At 71.9% G+C, this 17,799-nt stretch carries 11 protein-coding genes and 2 pseudogenes; 7 read left to right on the top strand and 6 right to left on the bottom strand.

The features are described from left to right. Nucleotides 1-6: 6 nt before the first annotated feature. On the top strand, nucleotides 7-456 hold the full coding sequence (locus IQ210_RS06615) for a hypothetical protein (protein ID WP_194077892.1): 450 nt from the start codon (nucleotides 7-9) through the stop codon (nucleotides 454-456). On the opposite strand, the gene IQ210_RS06610 is transcribed toward IQ210_RS06615, so the two are convergent. Beyond that, nucleotides 453-899 (bottom strand): DUF6174 domain-containing protein, encoded by a 447-nt coding sequence (locus IQ210_RS06610; protein WP_194077891.1) that lies wholly within the window; start codon nucleotides 897-899, stop codon nucleotides 453-455. The genes IQ210_RS06615 and IQ210_RS06610 overlap by 4 nt on opposite strands. A gap of 156 nt (nucleotides 900-1,055) precedes the next feature. On the opposite strand from IQ210_RS06610, the gene IQ210_RS06605 reads away from it, so the two are divergent. Further along, on the top strand, nucleotides 1,056-2,261 hold the full coding sequence (locus IQ210_RS06605) for a cysteine desulfurase-like protein (protein ID WP_194077890.1): 1,206 nt from the start codon (nucleotides 1,056-1,058) through the stop codon (nucleotides 2,259-2,261). A 4-nt stretch (nucleotides 2,262-2,265) separates the two neighbouring features. Further along, nucleotides 2,266-2,853 carry a barstar family protein gene (locus tag IQ210_RS06600; RefSeq protein WP_194077889.1) on the top strand — a complete coding sequence of 196 codons (588 nt, stop codon included), beginning with the start codon at nucleotides 2,266-2,268 and terminating at the stop codon, nucleotides 2,851-2,853. Here the strand turns inward: IQ210_RS06600 and metX are convergent. Then, nucleotides 2,786-3,595, bottom strand: a pseudogene (gene metX, locus IQ210_RS06595) (homoserine O-acetyltransferase MetX); the annotation flags it as partial. The gene IQ210_RS06600 and the pseudogene metX sit on opposite strands and share 68 nt — an antisense overlap. Next, a pseudogene (locus tag IQ210_RS06590) lies at nucleotides 3,580-3,873 on the bottom strand (PLP-dependent transferase); the annotation flags it as partial. The pseudogenes metX and IQ210_RS06590, both read right to left, overlap by 16 nt. Before the next feature lie 511 nt (nucleotides 3,874-4,384). On the opposite strand from IQ210_RS06590, the gene IQ210_RS06585 reads away from it, so the two are divergent. The 4 genes from IQ210_RS06585 (at nucleotide 4,385) to IQ210_RS06570 (ending at nucleotide 12,606) form a co-directional block, all read left to right on the top strand. Beyond that, nucleotides 4,385-5,875: an MFS transporter gene (locus tag IQ210_RS06585; protein WP_228047064.1), complete on the top strand. Its 1,491-nt coding sequence runs from the start codon at nucleotides 4,385-4,387 to the stop codon at nucleotides 5,873-5,875. Nucleotides 5,876-6,303: 428 nt separating this feature from the next. Further along, entirely contained in the window at nucleotides 6,304-7,470 is a 1,167-nt protein-coding gene (locus tag IQ210_RS06580; RefSeq protein WP_194077888.1) for a cytochrome P450, read from the top strand. A 101-nt stretch (nucleotides 7,471-7,571) separates the two neighbouring features. Further along, nucleotides 7,572-10,946, top strand: coding sequence for a pyruvate carboxylase (locus IQ210_RS06575; protein ID WP_194077887.1), 3,375 nt, complete (start codon nucleotides 7,572-7,574; stop codon nucleotides 10,944-10,946). A gap of 184 nt (nucleotides 10,947-11,130) precedes the next feature. Beyond that, on the top strand, nucleotides 11,131-12,606 hold the full coding sequence (locus IQ210_RS06570) for an MFS transporter (protein WP_194078205.1): 1,476 nt from the start codon (nucleotides 11,131-11,133) through the stop codon (nucleotides 12,604-12,606). Here IQ210_RS06570 and IQ210_RS06565 read toward each other — a convergent pair. From IQ210_RS06565 to IQ210_RS06555, 3 genes are all read right to left on the bottom strand, one after another. Then, complete coding sequence (locus IQ210_RS06565; protein ID WP_194078204.1) at nucleotides 12,595-13,347, bottom strand: helix-turn-helix transcriptional regulator; 753 nt, start codon at nucleotides 13,345-13,347, stop codon at nucleotides 12,595-12,597. The two genes, IQ210_RS06570 and IQ210_RS06565, sit on opposite strands and share 12 nt — an antisense overlap. A gap of 239 nt (nucleotides 13,348-13,586) precedes the next feature. Continuing rightward, a complete protein-coding gene (locus IQ210_RS06560; RefSeq protein ID WP_194077886.1) occupies nucleotides 13,587-14,339 on the bottom strand; it encodes an SDR family NAD(P)-dependent oxidoreductase in 753 nt (250 codons plus the stop codon). 10 nt (nucleotides 14,340-14,349) lie between these two features. Further along, on the bottom strand, nucleotides 14,350-17,265 hold the full coding sequence (locus tag IQ210_RS06555) for a glycosyl hydrolase 115 family protein (protein WP_194078203.1): 2,916 nt from the start codon (nucleotides 17,263-17,265) through the stop codon (nucleotides 14,350-14,352). Between the last annotated feature and the right edge of the window lie 534 nt (nucleotides 17,266-17,799).

Below are 17,799 nucleotides of genomic sequence, written 5' to 3'. Positions count from 1 at the left end.
AGGTACGTGCCCCAGCCCACCTCACGCCCGCTGCGCACCGCGGCGGCGGTCGGCAGCCTCGTCCTCCTTCCGCTGGCCGCGGGCTGCGGCGGGGGAGAAGAGGACGACGCCCGGAAAGCCGCCGCGGACGTGGCGGTGACGGCGGCCCCCTCGGCCGGGGTCGTGGCCCCGGCGAAGGTCGAGGTCATCGCCGGGCTGATCGGCTGCGAGGCCGAGATCCGCACGGAGGCGGACGAACTGCGGGAAGGCACCTGCCACAGCGCCAAGGGCGACTACCTCATCACGACCTTCCCCGAGGAGCGCCTCAAACTGACCTGGCTGGACGCGGCCTCCCTGTACGGCGGCACCTACCTCGTCGGCACGCGCTGGGCCGTCAGCGCCAAGGTGAACCTCCTCAAGGAGGCCCGCCCCAGGATCGGCGGCACCATCCAGCAGCTGCGGGGCGCGAGCAGCTAGGCGGGTTCGTACGACTCGACGACGTACCGTGCCTCGTCGTCGACCGCGTTCTCGTCCCGGTCGAGGAAGATCCGCTCCGGGTGCCCGTCCGCCGCGTACTCGGCCTCCGCGATGTCCGCGTCGTCGCTCCGGGCCTGCTCCAGCTCGCCCAACAGGGCGCCGAGGGTGGGTACTTGCTCCGGCGTCCGGGCCACGAACCGGCGTGCGCTGTCGTCCAGACCGACCGCCTCCGTGACCTTGCCGTCCCTGACCGTGACCCGGAACCTGCCGATGAGGGACCGTTCGCCCTCGCTGGACCTCAGGGTGTAGCTGTACGAGGCGGGCTCCTCCCATGTCACCTCCTCCCGGGCCGAGGTCGCGGAGGTCTCCGCGCCGCAGGCGGCCACCGCGCAGATCAGTCCGGCCGTGGCGAGCAGCCCGGCACAGGTGCGTACGACCGTCATCGTGGTCCCTTCGTTCGTCGCCCCCCCTGGAGCACGTCACTCCTGGGACGCCGCTCACCCCTCGGACGTTCGGGCTCCTTGGCGCGGGGGGCGAGGTCGCCCGCGTCCGCTCGATGAGGTTGACTCGTGCACCGGCCACCATCGAAGGAGCTGCACGTGACGTACGACATCGCCGCCCTCCGCTCCCGGTTCCCCGCCCTCGCGGCCGGCACGGCCCACTTCGACGGTCCCGGCGGCACCCAGACACCCCAGCCGGTCATCGACGCCATCGCCGACGCCCTGGCACACCCCCTGTCGAACCGCGGGCACGGCGTGCCGGGGGAGCGCAACGCCGAGACGATCGTCACCGAGACCCGCGCCGCCCTCGCCGACCTGCTGGGCGCGGAGGCGTCCGGGATCGTCTTCGGCCGCAGCGCCACCCAGCTCACCTACGAGTTCTCCCGCACGCTCGCCAAGACCTGGTCTGCCGACGACGAGGTGGTCGTCACCCGGCTCGACCACGACGCGAACATCCGCCCGTGGGTGCAGGCCGCCGAACGCGTCGGAGCCGTCGTGCGCTGGGCCGACTTCGACCCGGCCACCGGCGAACTGACAGTCGACGACATCCGTGCCGTACTCTCCGAGCGGACCCGGCTCGTCGCCGTCACCGCCGCCTCCAACCTCATCGGCGCCCGCCCCGACATCCCCGCGATCTCCCGACTGGCCCATGAGGCAGGGGCGTTGGCCTACGTCGACGGCGTCCACCACACCGCGCACGCCCTGCTCGACCTGTCACGACTCGGCGCCGACTTCTACATCTGCTCCCCGTACAAGTTCCTCGGCCCGCACCACGGAGTCCTCGCCGCCCGCCCGGAGTTGCTGGAGACCCTGCGCCCCGACAAGCTCCTGCCGTCCACCGACGTCGTCCCGGAACGCTTCGAACTGGGCACGCTGCCCTACGAGTTCCTCGCCGGCACCCGGGCGGCCGTCGACTTCCTCGCGGGCATGGACGCCGAGGCCACGGGAACGCGACGACAGCGCCTGGAGGCGTCCTTCGCGGAGCTCGAAGCGCACGAGCAGGCCCTGCGCACGCAGTTGGACAAGGGGCTGGCCGCGCTCGACGGGATCACGATCCACTCCCGGGCGGCCGACCGCACGCCCACCCTGCTGCTGACCTTCGAGGAACACGGCACGGTGGACGCGTACCGCTTCCTCGCCGACCGCGGCGTTCACGCGCCGTCCGGCTCCTTCTACGCGATCGAGGCCTCCCGGCGACTCGGCCTCGGCGACACCGGCGGCCTGCGCATCGGCCTCGCGCCCTACAACGACGCGGACGACGTCGACCGGCTCCTGACAGGCCTGGCCGACTTCCTGGCGCGTTGAGCCCGTGCACGCCACGCTCATCGACCGCCGCCCGCCCTGGGTCGTCGTCGCCGGCCGCGACGACCCCTGGGTGACGGCGGAAACCGCCGAGCTGCGGGCGCGGGGCGGACACGTGTTCCGCCTGGACGGACGCCAACTGTCCAGCCCGGCAGCCGTGTTCACCGCCTTCGCCGACGAACTCTCCTTCCCCTCCTACTTCGGCCGCAACTGGGACGCCCTGGCGGACTGCCTGCACGACCGGCACTTCCGCGGGGGCGGCCCGCAGGGGACGGCCGTGCTGATCGATCACGCCGACGCGATGCTGAGCGCCGATTTCCTCGGCCTGTTCGTCTCCGTCCTGTGCCAGGCCGCCTGGCAGGCCAACCTGAGGCTCGACGCCGACGGCATGCCGCAGGACCTGCCCGCGTTCGCCCTGCACTTCGTCCTCCTCCTCGACGACACCCCGCCCGCCGCCTTCGGCCCGGCCGTGGCGAGCGGCATGGACGTGCGCGTGGCCCGCGACGGAGAACGCCTGACGGCGACCCTCACCGACGAGGACTGGCCTGTCCGACGAGTTCCGTCACCAGGGCCGCCACCTGCTCCACCTCGATGAGGAAACCGTCGTGCCCGTACGGCGACTCGATCGTCCGGAGCCGGTCCGCGCCGCTGATGCCCGCGGCCAACTCCGCCTGCTGGGACGGCGGATAGAGCCGGTCGGAGTCGACCCCGGCCACCAGCGTGCGGGCGGTCACCCGGCTCAGGGCGCTCCGCAGGCCGCCCCGCCCCCGCCCCACGTCATGGCTGTTCATGGCCTCGGACAGGACGACGTAACTGCCCGCGTCGAAGCGGCGCGTCAACTTGGCCGCGTGATGGTCGAGATAGGACTCGACCTGGTACCGGCCGCCGTGCCACGGAATCTCGTCGCCCTGCGGCGAACGGCCGAAGCGGACGGCGAGTTCGGGCTCGCTGCGATAGGTGACGTGGGCGAGACGGCGGGCGAGGCCGAGTCCGGTGTGCGGGCCCCGGCCCGTGTCGTGGTAGTGGCCGCCGCGCCAGTGCGGGTCGCTGCGGATGGCGTGGAGCTGGATGTTCGCCCAGGCGATCTGCTCCGCGCTCGCGGCGGCCGTCGTGGCGAGCAGCAGCAGCGCCCGGGTCCGCTCCGGATACGTCACCGCCCACTCCAGCGCCCGCATCCCGCCCATCGACCCGCCGATCACCAGCGCCCAGCTGTCGATGCCGAGCGCGTCGGCCAGCTCGGCCTCCACGGCGACCTGGTCGCGCTGGGTCAGGAACGGGAAGTCGCCGCCCCAACGGCGCCCCGCCGGGGTGAGCGACGAGGGCCCGGTGCTGCCCTGGCGATCCGCTGCTCGAAGACGTCCTGCGTGGGGTTGTGGATGCGGGTGTAGATGTTGCCTGGCTCGGCCAGCGCGAACAGGTCGGCGGCGTGCCGGGTGTCGCGGAACACGAACGACGTCGTCTGGTAGATCGGCGTCGCCCGGGCTCCGGTCGTCGGGTCGGGGGCGGCCCCGGCGTGGATCTGCTTGGTCTCGAACGACCACGCCGAGGTGTCGGGCCCCGAGGACGTTTCCTCGGGGGTGTGGCCGGCGGTGACGGAGTCGATGGGCTGGCTCATGGTGCTGCTCCCTGTACGGAGTGCGGAGGAGGGCAGGCAGGCGCGACCGCGCCCACGGCCACGGCGGAACGCGGCGGCGGGGGAAGCGGTGAAGCGGTCAGCGCGATGCTGAGAGAAGGTGAAAGGTGCTGGTCGGAAGCCGGAGCGAGGCGTCAGCTCGCGGCGCGACAACCCGTGGTGGTGACACGCACGTAGTCGACGTGGCGGCGGGTCACGAGCACGGTCATGCGGCCAGACAACCACAGCGCGGGCGTTCCGCGCCAGCATGCCGAGGACGTCTCATGGTGCGGGACGTATGGTGGACGCACCTTCCCGCGTGTGCTTTGATCCGGGCCATGGAGATCACTGGCCAGGCACACACGGTGCTGCTCGACCCGTTCTGGGTGAGCCGCCGCGCCGACCAGTTCGACCAGGTCTGTCGCTGACCGCCGCCATTCGGTTCGCGGCCAACTCCCCTTCCTCCGTGTCTTTCTGATCTGCCGTCAACCAGCCGTGCCATCCGCCTGTTGCGATGCGCACCCGCGGAGAGGACGTCATGCTCCCCGGCAAGGACCGAGCCGCCCGGCGGGTGCTGCTGGTGTGCATGGCCGCCGGTGCGACGACCCTGCTGGACCAGGCGGTGCTGAACATCGCCGTGCCCGGCATGCGGGAGTCGCTCGGAGCAGGGGCGGCGGACGTCCAGTGGATCGTCGCCGGTTACTCACTGACCTTCGGTCTGGCACTGGTACCGGGCGGCAGCCTCGGCGACCTGCACGGGCGCAAGCGGTTCTTCCTCGCCGGCATGGCCGTCTTCCTCCTCGCGGGGGTGACGGCCGCGACCGGCGGCGGACCGGGGACCCTGATCGCCGCCCGGCTGGTGCAGGGCGTCGCGGCCGGGCTGGTCAACTCCCAGGTGATCGGCACCCTTCAGGACGTCTTCCAGGGGCAGGACCGTGGTCGCGCGCTGGGCTGCTACGCGGTGACGGCCGGGGTGGCCTCGGCGCTCGGCCCGCCGCTCGGCGGTGCGCTCGTCGCCGGCCTCGGCCCCGCCACCGGCTGGCGGTACTGCCTCCTGCTGAGCACCCCGTGCGCCCTCGTCACCCTCGCCCTCGCCGCCCACTGGCTGCCCCCGCCCCGGCGCACCGCCCGCGACTCCCGCCTCGACGTCCTCGGCCTCACCCTGATCTGCGCGGGCACCCTCGCCCTGATGGTGCCGTTCATCCGCACCCCGGACAGCGGGGGAGCGGCACTGGGGTGGGCGGCCCTGGTCGCCGCCCTCGCCACCGGTTTCACCGCACAGCAGCGACTCCGGATCCGCAGAGGGCGTCGGCCACTGCTGCACCCGGCGCTGACGTCGTCCCGGCCGTACGTGCTGGGCACGGCCGTCGCCATGGCCCAGTTCGGCTCCTCGCTGTCGTCGTATCTCGTGCTCACCGTCTTCCTCCAGGACGGGCTCGGACTGTCCGCCCTGGTGACGGCGGCGGTCGCGCTGCCGTCGGCGATCGCCATGGGCGTCTCCTCGGGACTCGCCTGGCGGCTGGTTGGACGGATCGGGCCGCGTACGGTGACCGTCGGACTGGCCCTCGGGATCTGCGCCGCGCTCGCGGGGGCGGCGGTCGCGCTGCGGGCGCCGGTCGCGGCCCTGCCGCTCGCGTTCGCCGCCACACAGGCGCTGGGCGGTGTCGCCGGGGGACTCACCGTCTCGCCGAACCAGACCCAGGTGCTCCAGCACGCTCCGCCGGAGGCCGCGGGCGTGGGCGGCGGCCTCCTTCAGATGGCACAGCGCATCGCCGCCGCGGTGTGCCTCAGCGCGGTCTCCGCGGTCTACCTCCACATCGCGCCGACCTCCCCGAGAACGGCGTACGCACTGGCCTCCTGCGTCTGCGCCGGTCTGCTCGCCGTGGCCCTGACCCTCTCGCTCCTGCGCGGCCCCGCCCCACAGCGGACAGCGGCGACACCGAGACCCGCGGACCCGCTGGCGCCCCTCGGACCCGGCCCGGACCCGTCGCGCCGGGAGGGATAACTTTGACGACCACCGCCAAGCCGCCACCGCCAAGCCGCCACCGCCACGCCACCGCCAAGCCGCCACCGCCACGGCGTCACGACCGCCATGGCCAAGGCGTCACGACCGCCCGTCGCCAAGCCCCACCGCCGCTGCCAAGACACCTCCGCCGTCGCCAAGCCGCCAACGCCACGCCGCCACCGCCACGGCGTCACGACCGCCATGGCCAACACCACCACCGCTGCCAAGCCGCCACCGCTGTCGCCGACCGCATCGCCGTGGCAAGCCGCCGCCACCGCCGGCAGGCGTCAACACCGCCATCGCCAAGCCGCCACCACCGCAAGCCGCCGTCAACAGACCCCCGTCAACAGGCCGCCACCCATCAACCCTCACCCACCGACCTCCCCCGACGCGAGCAGCCACCCTCCCCGCCCCACCCTGGACGCCCCATGCCCCTCGCCGCCCGCTTCCCCCTCGGCGCAGCCACCACCCTCGCCGAGCTCGCCGACAACCCGCACCCCCGTCTCGCCCTGCTCCGCGCCCATGAGCCCGTGTCCTGGTTGCCCGAGCTCGACGGCTGGCTGGTGACCCGCCGGGATCTGGCCCTGACGGTGATGCGGGACGCCCGGACCTTCACCGTCGACGACCCCCGCTTCTCCACCGCCCAGGTCGTCGGCCCGAGCATGCTCTCCCTCGACGGCCCCGAGCACGCCCGGCACCGCGAGCCCTTCGCCGCGCCCTTCAAGCCACGGCAGACGTACGACCGGTTCGCCGCGTTCATCGAAGAGGAGACCGACCGGCTCGTCACCGCCCTCGAACCGGCCGGCGCCGCCGAGCTGCGCCGCTCCTTCGCCGGCCCGCTCGCGGTCGCCGTGGTCACCGAGGCGCTCGGCCTGTCCGGCGTCAGCACCGACACCGTCCTCTCCTGGTACGAGGCCATCGTGGCGTCGGTCTCCGACATCACCGCCGGACACGCCCCCAGCCCCGCCGGCACCGCCGCCTACGCACAGCTGCGGGCGGCCGTCGACGCCACCCACGGCACGTCCTCCCTGCTCGGCGGCGCCGCCGACCGGCTGTCCCTGCCCGAGGTCGCCTCCAACGCCGCGGTCCTGATGTTCGGCGGCATCGAGACCACCGAGGCGATGATCACCAACGCCCTCCTCCACCTCCTGCGCCACCCCGATCAACTCGCCCTCGTCCAGGCCGAGTCCGACCTCCTCGACGGCGCGATCGAGGAGTCCCTGCGCCTCGAACCCGGCGCCGCCGTCGTCGACCGCTACGCCACCCGCGACACCGACCTCGGCCCGGCGACGATCCGGCGCGGCGACCTGGTCACCGTCTCCCTCGCCGGCGCCAACCGCGATCCGGTCGTCTTCCCCGACCCCGACCGCTTCGACGTCCGCCGTGAGAACGCCCGCCTTCAACTGGCCTTCGCCCACGGCCCCCATCACTGCATCGCCGCGCACCTGGCCCGCCTGGAGACCCGCATCGCCCTGCGCACGCTCCTCGCCCGCCTCCCGGACCTGCGCCTGGACGAGGAGCACACGGCGGCACCGTACGGTCTGGTCTTCCGGAAGCCGACCGCGCTCCACGTCCGATGGGGCCGGAACGGGTAAACAGGTCAAATCTCCGTTTCCGAGTGACCTGCCTCTCATGGCACCCGGAGGCCATAGCCGCGACCATGGTGTCCGTCACCGGCAGGCCGAAGGGATCGGGAATGCTCCGCAAGGTACTGGTAGCCAACCGAGGCGAGATCGCGATTCGCGCCTTCCGCGCCGGTTATGAACTGGGCGCGAGGACCGTCGCCGTCTTCCCGCACGAGGACCGCAACTCACTGCACCGGCTCAAGGCCGACGAGGCGTACGAGATCGGCGAGCCGGGCCACCCGGTGCGGGCCTACCTCTCCGTCGAGGAGATCGTCCGCGCCGCCCAGCAAGCCGGTGCCGACGCCGTCTACCCGGGCTACGGGTTCCTCTCCGAGAACCCCGAGCTGGCCCGCGCCTGCGAGGAAGCCGGGATCACCTTCGTCGGACCCGGCGCGGAGATCCTGGAGCTCACCGGCAACAAGGCCCGTGCCGTGGCCGCCGCCCGCGCGGCCGGCGTACCCGTCCTCGGTTCCTCCGAGCCCTCCAGCGACGTCGACGAGCTGGTGCGGGCGGCCGAGGAGATCGGCTTCCCGGTGTTCGTGAAGGCCGTCGCCGGTGGCGGCGGGCGCGGTATGCGGCGCGTCGAGGACCCGGCGCAGCTGCGGGAGTCCATCGAGGCGGCGGCCCGCGAGGCGGCCTCCGCGTTCGGCGACCCGACCGTCTTCCTGGAGAAGGCCGTCGTCGACCCCCGCCACATCGAGGTGCAGATCCTCGCGGACGGCCAGGGCAATGTCATCCACCTCTTCGAGCGTGACTGTTCCGTCCAGCGCCGCCACCAGAAGGTCATCGAGCTGGCCCCGGCACCGAACCTCGACCCGGAGCTGCGCGACCGCATCTGCGCCGACGCCGTCCGCTTCGCCCGAGAGATCGGCTACCGCAACGCCGGCACCGTCGAGTTCCTCCTCGACCCCGAAGGCAACCACGTCTTCATCGAGATGAACCCGCGCATCCAGGTCGAGCACACGGTCACCGAGGAGGTCACCGACGTCGACCTCGTCCAGTCCCAACTCCGCATCGCCGCCGGTGAATCGCTCGCCGACCTGGGACTCTCCCAGGAGACGGTCACCCTGCACGGCGCCGCCCTCCAGTGCCGGATCACCACCGAGGACCCCGCCAACGGCTTCCGCCCGGACACCGGCCGCATCAGCGCCTACCGTTCGCCCGGTGGCTCCGGCATCCGCCTCGACGGCGGAACCACCCACGCCGGTACGGAGATCAGCGCCCACTTCGACTCCATGTTGGTGAAACTCACCTGCCGGGGCCGGGACTTCACCACCGCCGTCAAGCGCGCCCGGCGTGCCGTCGCCGAGTTCCGCATCCGCGGCGTCGCCACCAACATCCCGTTCCTCCAAGCGGTGTTGGACGACCCGGACTTCCAGGCGGGCCGCGTCACCACGTCGTTCATCGAGCAGCGCCCCCACCTGCTGACCTCCCGTACCTCAGCGGACCGCGGCACCAAGCTGCTCACCTACCTCGCCGACGTCACGGTCAACAAGCCGCACGGCGAGCGTCCCGAGCTGATCGACCCCACCACCAAGCTCCCGCGCCACACGAGCGAGGTGCCGCCCGCCGGTTCGAAGCAGAAGCTCACCGAACTCGGCCCGGAGGGCTTCGCCCGCTGGCTGCGGGAGTCCCCGACCATCGGCGTCACCGACACCACGTTCCGCGACGCCCACCAGTCGCTGCTCGCGACCCGGGTACGCACCAAGGACCTCCTCGCCGTCGCCCCGGTCGTCGCCCGCACCCTGCCCGAGCTCCTCTCCCTGGAGTGCTGGGGCGGCGCCACCTACGACGTCGCCCTCCGCTTCCTCGCCGAGGACCCCTGGGAGCGGCTCGCCGCCCTGCGCGAGGCCGTCCCCAACATCTGCCTCCAGATGCTGCTGCGCGGCCGCAACACCGTCGGCTACACGCCGTACCCGACCGAGGTGACCGACGCCTTCGTCGAGGAGGCCGCCGCCACCGGCATCGACATCTTCCGCATCTTCGACGCGCTCAACGACGTCGGCCAGATGCGCCCCGCCATCGAGGCCGTACGCGAGACCGGCACCGCGATCGCCGAGGTCGCCCTCTGCTACACGAGCGACCTGTCCAACCCGGCGGAGCGGCTCTACACCCTCGACTACTACCTGCAGCTCGCCGAGCAGATCGTCGAGGCCGGCGCGCACGTCCTGGCCGTCAAGGACATGGCCGGTCTGCTGCGGGCGCCGGCCGCCGCCACCCTCGTATCGGCGCTGCGGCGGGAGTTCGACCTGCCCGTGCACATCCACACCCACGACACCGCGGGCGGCCAGCTCGGCACCTACCTGGCCGCGATCCAGGCGGGCGCGGACGCCGTGGACGGGGCGGTGGCCTCCATGGCCGGTACGACGTCCCAGCCGTCGCTGTCGGCGATCGTCGCCGCCACCGACCACTCAGCCCGGCCCACCGGCCTCGACCTGCTCGCGGTCGGCGACCTGGAGCCGTACTGGGAGAGCGTCCGCCGGATCTACGCCCCCTTCGAAGCGGGCCTCGCCTCGCCGACCGGCCGGGTCTACGACCACGAGATCCCCGGCGGCCAGCTCTCCAACCTGCGCACCCAGGCCGTCGCCCTCGGGCTCGGCGACCGCTTCGAGGACATCGAGGCGATGTACGCGGCCGCCGACAAGATCCTCGGCCATCTGGTGAAGGTGACCCCGTCGTCCAAGGTGGTCGGCGACCTCGCCCTGCACCTGGTGGGCGCCGGGGTGTCACCGGAGGAGTTCGAGGCGACCCCGGAGCGCTTCGACATCCCCGACTCGGTCATCGGCTTCCTCCGCGGTGAGCTGGGCACCCCGCCCGGCGGCTGGCCGGAACCGTTCCGCAGCCGGGCCCTGGAGGGCCGCGCCGCCCCCAAGCCCGCGCCGCAGCTGACGGCCGAGGACCGCGACGGGCTGGAGAAGGACCGCCGCGCCACCCTCAACCGGCTCCTCTTCCCCGGCCCCACGCGGGAGTTCGAGACGCACCGCCAGACCTTCGGCGACACCAGCGTCCTCGACAGCAAAGACTTCTTCTACGGGCTGCGCCCGGGCAAGGAGTACGCCGTCGACCTGGAGCCCGGCGTCCGGCTGCTGATGGGTCTCGAGGCCGTCGGTGAGGCCGACGAACGCGGGATGCGGACCGTGATGTCCACGCTCAACGGCCAGTTGCGGCCCATCCAGGTCCGTGACGTCGCCGCCGCCTCCGACATCCCGGTCACCGAAAAGGCAGACCGCTCCAACCCGGGCCATGTCGCAGCCCCGTTCGCCGGGGTGGTGACCCTCGCGGTCGCCGAGGGCGACGAGGTCGAGGCCGGTGGCACGGTCGCCACCATCGAGGCGATGAAGATGGAGGCCGCGATCACCGCGCCCAAGGCGGGGAAGGTCTCCCGGCTGGCCATCAACAAGATCCAGCAGGTGGAGGGCGGCGATCTGCTGTTCGTGATCGGCTGAGCCGCCCGGGCGGATTTCCCGATCGAGTGGTGACGGGCGTCACACCGGCGTACGGTCGTCTAGTGGACGGCACCGTTCACTGACCCGTGGTGACGGTGCCACTCCCGAGAGTGCGACGCCCATGACCAGCTCCAGTTCCGCGGCGAAGACGGCCACCCCCGGCACCGGGGGTGGCGGAAACGCCATGGCGCTGCTGGTCATCGCCTCGTGTCAGCTGATGGTGGTCCTCGACATCACCATCGTGAACATCGCCCTGCCGGACATCCAGCGTTCGCTCGACTTCTCCACCACCAGCCTGTCCTGGGTGGTCAACGCCTACACGCTGACCTTCGGCGGGCTGCTGCTGCTCGGCGGGCGGACCGGTGACATCCTCGGGCGGCGGCGGATGTTCATCGTGGGCGTGCTGCTCTTCGTGCTCGCCTCCCTGCTCGGCGGCCTCTCCCAGAACGAGGCCCAACTCCTCGCCGCACGCGCCTTCCAGGGTGTCGGCGGCGCCATCGCCTCCCCGACCTCCCTCGCCCTGATCAGCACCACGTTCCGCGAAGGCCCCGAACGCAACCGGGCGTTCGGGGTGTTCGCCGCCGTCTCGGCGGGCGGCGGCGCGATCGGACTGCTGGCCGGCGGCATCCTCGTCGAGTACCTCAACTGGCGCTGGGTGCTGTTCGTCAACGTCCCCATCGGACTGCTCATCGCGGCCGCCGCACCCCGCTGGATCAGGGAGTCCGAGCGCCATCCCGGTCACTTCGACATCGCCGGCGCCCTGACCTCCACCGTCGGCATGGTCCTGCTGGTGTACGGGTTCATCAGGGCGGCCCAGGAGGGCTGGCGGGACGCGTACACGCTGGGGTCGTTCGGCGCGGCGGTCGTCGTCCTCACCGCGTTCGTCCTCATCGAGCGGCGCTCCCGGCAGCCGATCACGCCGCTGCACATGTTCGCCGACCGCAACCGGGCGGGGACGTACGGCATCATGCTCTGCCTCGCGGCCGCGATCTTCGGGATGTTCTTCTTCCTCACGCTGTTCGTGCAGAACGTGCTGGACTTCAGCCCGTTGCAGGCCGGGTTCGCGTTCCTGCCGGTCAGCGCGGTCATCGCGGTCGGCGCAGGACTGGCCTCGCGGTTCCTGCCCGTCTACGGGCCCAAGCCGTTCATGGTGGTGGGCGCGATCCTCGCCGCGGCCGGTCTCGCCTGGCTGACGCTGACCGACATCCACTCCACCTACGCGGGCAGTGTCCTAGGCCCGATGCTGGTGTTCAGCCTCGGCATGGGCATGGAGTTCGTGTCGCTGACGCTGATGGCGCTCTCCGACGTGCCCGTGCAGGAGACCGGCGCGGCCTCCGGGCTGCTCAACGCCACCCAGCAGGTGGGCGGTTCGCTGGGGCTGTCGATCCTGGTGACGACGTTCGGCACGGCCAGCAGCAACGAGACCGAGAAGTTCTTCGAGCAGGCCACGCCGGTCGAGCAGCGCTTCTTCCAGCGCACGGGGCAACTGCCCGGCAAGTGGGCCGACCAGGTCCTCACCGCCGGTGTCTCGGCCGCGTTCATCGTCGCGGCGATCTTCACCGCGGTCGCCGCGCTGATCGCCGTACTCGCCATCCAGGTACGGCCGTCCGACCTGGAGCGGCTCCAGGGCAACGGCGGCGGGATGCCCTCACCGCAGTGAGGCGGGCGTCGGCACCAGGCCCAACTGCTGGGCGCGCAGTACGGTGCCGAGCCGGTCGTGGGTGCCGAGCTTGCGGTAGATGTTCGCGACGTGCTTGTGCACCGTCCGCTCCGAGATACCGAGCCTGCGGCCCATGGCGGCGGCGGTCAGCGCGTCGGTGAGCAGGAGCAGCACGGTCGTCTCCCGGGGCGTCAGCCCCGCCTCGGCCGTCCCCGCGTCCGGCACCGCCGTCCGCCGCGCGCGTTCCAGGAGCTGCCGCTGCTGTTCGATCCCGGCGAGAAGCGGCTGGAGCCGCCCGGCGACCCGCACCTCGTCCTCGGTGAAGTCCCGGCCCGAGCGGTAGACGAGACAGCCGGTGACGGGGGAGCCGGAGTCCGGCAGCGGAATCCCCAGCACATGGTCGACGTCCATGAGCTCGTCGAGCAGCCGCGCGGTCCGGCTCGCGCCCCACGCCCGCCCCGCGGCCGTCCGCGCCGTCACCGGCGCCCGGTCCGGTACGGCCGCGTAGTGCCCGGCGAAGGGGTAGCCCGCGCGCAGCAAAGCCATCGCCTCCTCCCCGAGACCGCCGAACTCCGGGGCGACATCGGTGGACAGGCCCAGCGTGCCGCCGTCCTCGCTCCAGTCGTCCAGCTTGTAGATCAGCGCCTCGCCGCCGCACAGCCCCGGGAGAGCGGCCGCCACCAGCGGCCAGAGCAGGTCGGGGTCCCGTTCGTGGAGTGCGGCCACCGCCACCGACAGCATCTGTTCGTAGGCCCCGCCCAGCCCTTGTGCCACGTTCCCTCTCCGCCCGCTCGCGTACGCAGTTGTACCCATACCTGCGTGTCACCCCGCCGTTCCAGAATGCAACAGCTGGGGGAGAACAGGCCCGGAGGGGGTGCCTGGTTCTCTCCCTCTTCCGTGCGGGCCGCCGGAACGGGGGACCGGCGGCCCGCACGGCAGCTCCGCGTATAAGGCGGTCGACGGCCCGCACGGCGGCCGGCCTACGAGGCGTCCGGCCGCATCGCGTCCGAGATGGACTTGACGCCCCCGTGCGCCGTGAGCCCCCCGTCCACCGGAATGTCCGCGCCGGTGATGAACGACGACTCGTCGGAGATCAGGAACACCACGAGCGGCGCGATGTCGTCGACCGTGCCACTGCGCCCCAGCGGCGTCTCCCGCAGGGTCGTCTCACGGAAGGCCTCCGTGGCGGCGGCGGTCATCTCCGTCTCGATGTACCCCGGATGGATCGTGTTGACCCGGATGCCACGCGGCCCCAGCTCCGTCGCCGCGATCCTCGACACCCCGCGCAGCGCCCACTTGCTGGCGGTGTACGCGACCGGGTAGTAGCCGGTCAGGGCGGCGGAGGAACCGACGTTGACGACGGAGGAGCCCGGCGGCATCAGCGGGGCGAGGTGCTGGATGCCGAGCAGCGGACCGGTGGTGTTGACCGCCTGGACCTGTGCCATGTCCGCGGCCGTCACCTCCCCGAGCCGGCCGCGCTGGATGATCCCCGCGTTGTTGACCAGGCCGTGGACGTGCCCGTACGACTCCTCGAGTTCGGCGGCCAGTTCGGCCCAGTCGGTCTCCTTGCTCACGTCGAGGCGACGGCAGCCGTCGCCCGCGGGACGTACGTCGGTGGCGACCACCTGGGCCCCGGCCCGGGCCAGGGCGGCCGCCTCCGCGGCACCCTGACCGCGGGCGGCGCCCGTGACGACAACGACCTTCCCGGCCAGCCGGGTCGTGCTCTCGCTCATGCCGGACAACCTACTGGCCGGGCACGTCCAGCCCCGGCTCGTAGGACGGCTCGGGGTTGAACACCGGGTGATGACTCTCGGGCGCGGCCAGGTAACTCACGGGCAACCCGCCGGTGTCGACCACGATCTGGTCCACGGCGATCGCCGCGTCCACCATGAAGATCCGCAGCACATGCTCACCGGGCTCGGCGACGGTCACGGTGGTGATCAGCTTCTCCACACCGTCCTCGACGTTACGGGCCCACGCGTCGCCCCGGTTGCCGGTGGCGACGGCCTGTCCGGTGAGCACGGCGGCCGACTGGTCGTCCAGCGCCACGGCCACCCGGCGATACCCGCGCTCGTCGAGCGACGGCAGCCGGAACACGGTCACGGGGAAGGTGCCGGTCGACGAGAATCGTACCCGGTACCTCAACTCCGGTGCCCGCGAGGCGAAGTCCGAGGTGACCGAGGCCGCCGTCGACGGCACCGCCTCCACGGCTCCCGTACGACGCCCGAGCCCCCGTACGACCCGCCAGCGCGCCCCGCCCCGCGCCACCCGCTGCTCGAAGTGCGCGGCGTCGATCGACACATACCCGTTGGCCTCGACGAACCCCCGGGCCCGCCGGCGCGCCCGCGCACCGTCGTTGACCACCCGCACCGGCACCTCGACGCTGCGCCCGCCACCGGTGACGGTGACGGAGGTGTCGAGCGTGCCCTCCGGCGCCCGCTCCCAGTCGACGTCGACCCACACCCGCGTCTGCTCGGTCAGCGAGCCGCCGGACGCACTCAGCCGCACCCAGGAGGCACCCGCCTCCGCCGCCCAGTCCAGCGTCAGGAAACCGGTGTTGAAGACGTCCACGAACCGCCGGTCCCGGGTGTAGGAGGAGAAGAGCAGCGGCCGGGCCACCCCCGTCTCGTTCCCCTCCGCCGCCACCCCGAGCCCGGACGTCTCCGTCCGGGGCACCCGGGTGACGGTCGGCCGCCCCGGCGCCTTGGGGATCTGCGAGGGGTACGGGTTGATGTACCCGTCCCACTTCCCGCCCGCCACCTGGGTGTTGTACCGCAGCGTGAGCGCCTGTTCGTCCGCGTGCGCGGCCAGCGCCAGGTCCGCGAAACGGTTCGCACCGGCCCCGCGCCCCTGCCGGACGGCGAGCGCGTTGCGGTCCGCCCAGTAGTACTTCAGGTTCATCAAGTACGCCCCGTGCGCCGGGTATTCGACCAGCTCGTAGAAGGCGTCCGCGTACTCCGTGGGTACCTTGGCGGCGACGGCTCGCACGCGCTCCAACAGTGCGTGGTACGCGGCCATCCGCCGCCCGGCCTCGTCGCCGTGGTGGATCACGGACAGGATGCCCGGCGCGATGAACTCGGGGCGCAGCTCGGCCGCGAGCCGGTAGTACTCGGTACGGATCGCGGCGATCTCCCGCCCGTACCGGCGCCCGAACTGCCGCCCCTCCCACTCGGCGAGGAAGTCCTCGACCTCGTCCGGGCCCCAACGGTCCACGTCCCAGGCCATGTCCATCGAGAACGACAGCCCGGTCTCGATCGACTTCAGATCACCCACGTTGAAGATCCACATGCGCTCCACGCCATGCTCGTACACCCGACGCAACTCCTGCCAGACCTTGGCCAGTTGGGTGGTGTCCAGCCACAGATAGCTCTTCGGCCGGCCCCAGTAGGAGAGGTGGTAGTAGATGCCGTTGCCGCCGGAGCGGGCGCGCTCGGTGTCGTTCGGCAGCTGGCGCATGTTGCCGTGGTTGTCGTCCGGCCAGATCAGCGTCACGTCGTCGGGGATCTGGACACCCGCGTTGTACAGCTCCAGAACTTCCTTGTACGGGATGAAGATCTGCGGCTCGACCGCGGCGCCGACCTCCTCGGTGAGGATGCGGCGCTGGTCGGCGATGATGTCGTTCATCACGACGACTTTCTCGGGGACCGTCGTCGCGTACTTCGTCTCCAGCGCGCTGTCGTGCAACCCACGCATGCCGAGCGTCCAGCTGCTCTCGTAGGCGGCGTTCTGTCTTGCGCGGGCTCTCCAGTAGTCGGAGATGACGGCCGGGTTCACGGTGTAGTCGTAGACCGGCAGACTCCCGTCGGCGTTCGGGTGCTCGGCGGCCCACGGCTCCCACTCGTGGACGCCGTTGCGCAGCAGCGCCTCGGGGTGACTCGAACCGACGACTATCCCGTACTCGTCGGCCAGTTCGGGGTTCTCGCGGTACTTGTTGAAGAAGTCGGAGTACGGATGCATCGCGGGCCACAGGTAGTTGGCCTTCAGGCGGAGCAGCAGCTCGAAGATCCGCTTGTACGTCTCCGGGCCGATGTTCTTGTCCGGCTCCTGGGTGCGGTGGGACCAAGTGGTCAGGTTCTGCTCGTCGTTGATGAAGACACCGCGGTAGCGGACGGAGGGTTCGCGGCGCAGGAACCGGCCGGCGGGGAGCGTCACCGTGTCACGGCGTTCCACCGGGACGTCGGCCCACCAGTACCAGGGCGAGACCCCGATGCGCTCCGAGGTGTCGTAGACGCCGTAGATCGTGCCGCGCCGGTCGCTTCCCGCGATCACCAGAGCGCGCTCGACGCCGGGCACCGGGTGCTCGACGACCTGGGTCACGGAGGCTTCCCAGCGGCCGCGCACGTGAGAGACGTCGAGGCGTCCGTCGTCGACGAGCTTGTCGATGACGGGACTCGATCCGAGGGTGCCGACGAGGACGAGACCCGTCGCCCGGTCCGGCAGGGTGTCGAGCAGCTCGGGGCGCACGCCGCTGACCCGCTCGATGTCCGCCTGGAGATCGCCGGCCGCGCGGATCACGGCGGGGTCGTCGGCCGCGTCCACGAAGACGGCGACGGCGGCGCCCGCGTCGACCAGCGGGAAGTCGGGGCGGGTCGCCGACGCGGCGTGCGCGGTCGTGGGCGACAGGCCGGGGAGCAAGGGGGCCGCTCCCACGGCGGCCATTCCCTTCAGGAACGACTTGCGCGTCCAGGACGATGACTCGTGGTGCGGCACGAGATGCTGCCTTTCCGTTGGCATGGCCAGGCTAGAAAGCGCTTTCTCGCGCAGCGTAGGTCAGGGTTTCGCGGGGCGTCCAGAGTGGTGCAGCAGGGGAAACGGAGGACCTGAGAGGCCGGGGTCAGGCCGTCACCGGCTCCGCACCGCGTTGGTCGAGCCGGAACGGCGGATACGTGTCGGTGAGCAGGGCCGCGTACACGGCGACCCGCATGGGCCCAGCGGTTGAGGCCGATCACCAGGTCGAAGATGCCGCGTGGGTAGACGCCGGTGAACGCCGGCGCGATCCCGGCGTACAGGGTGAGCAGGACGCTCAGGGCACGCAGGCCCCCGCTGAAGGCGGTCAGGAGCAGATAGTGCGGGAGCGCGAGCAGCCACTTCACCAGCCACAGCCAGCGGGAAAGCCCGGGATCGAGCCGCGCGGACAGCTGGGCCGGGTGGGGCGGGGTTAACGCTGCGGTGCTCTTGACGTCCTTGGTCATG

Origin of the sequence: Streptomyces justiciae (genome assembly GCF_015163075.1) — a bacterium.
GTDB lineage: Bacteria > Actinomycetota > Actinomycetes > Streptomycetales > Streptomycetaceae > Streptomyces > Streptomyces justiciae.
The sequence above is the reverse complement of the archived record's forward strand: the minus strand, read 5'-3'. Positions and strand labels throughout refer to the sequence as shown.

Excerpts from the sequence above, each read along its gene's own strand:
- IQ210_RS06610 (WP_194077891.1), bottom strand. The coding sequence starts at position 899 with ATGACGGTCGTACGCACCTGTGCCGGGCTGCTCGCCACGGCCGGACTG.
- IQ210_RS06585 (WP_228047064.1), top strand. The coding sequence starts at position 4,385 with ATGCGCACCCGCGGAGAGGACGTCATGCTCCCCGGCAAGGACCGAGCC.
- IQ210_RS06580 (WP_194077888.1), top strand. The coding sequence starts at position 6,304 with ATGCCCCTCGCCGCCCGCTTCCCCCTCGGCGCAGCCACCACCCTCGCC.
- IQ210_RS06575 (WP_194077887.1), top strand. The coding sequence starts at position 7,572 with ATGCTCCGCAAGGTACTGGTAGCCAACCGAGGCGAGATCGCGATTCGC.
- IQ210_RS06570 (WP_194078205.1), top strand. The coding sequence starts at position 11,131 with ATGGCGCTGCTGGTCATCGCCTCGTGTCAGCTGATGGTGGTCCTCGAC.
- IQ210_RS06565 (WP_194078204.1), bottom strand. The coding sequence starts at position 13,347 with ATGCTGTCGGTGGCGGTGGCCGCACTCCACGAACGGGACCCCGACCTG.
- IQ210_RS06560 (WP_194077886.1), bottom strand. The coding sequence starts at position 14,339 with ATGAGCGAGAGCACGACCCGGCTGGCCGGGAAGGTCGTTGTCGTCACG.
- IQ210_RS06555 (WP_194078203.1), bottom strand. The coding sequence starts at position 17,265 with ATGGCCGCCGTGGGAGCGGCCCCCTTGCTCCCCGGCCTGTCGCCCACG.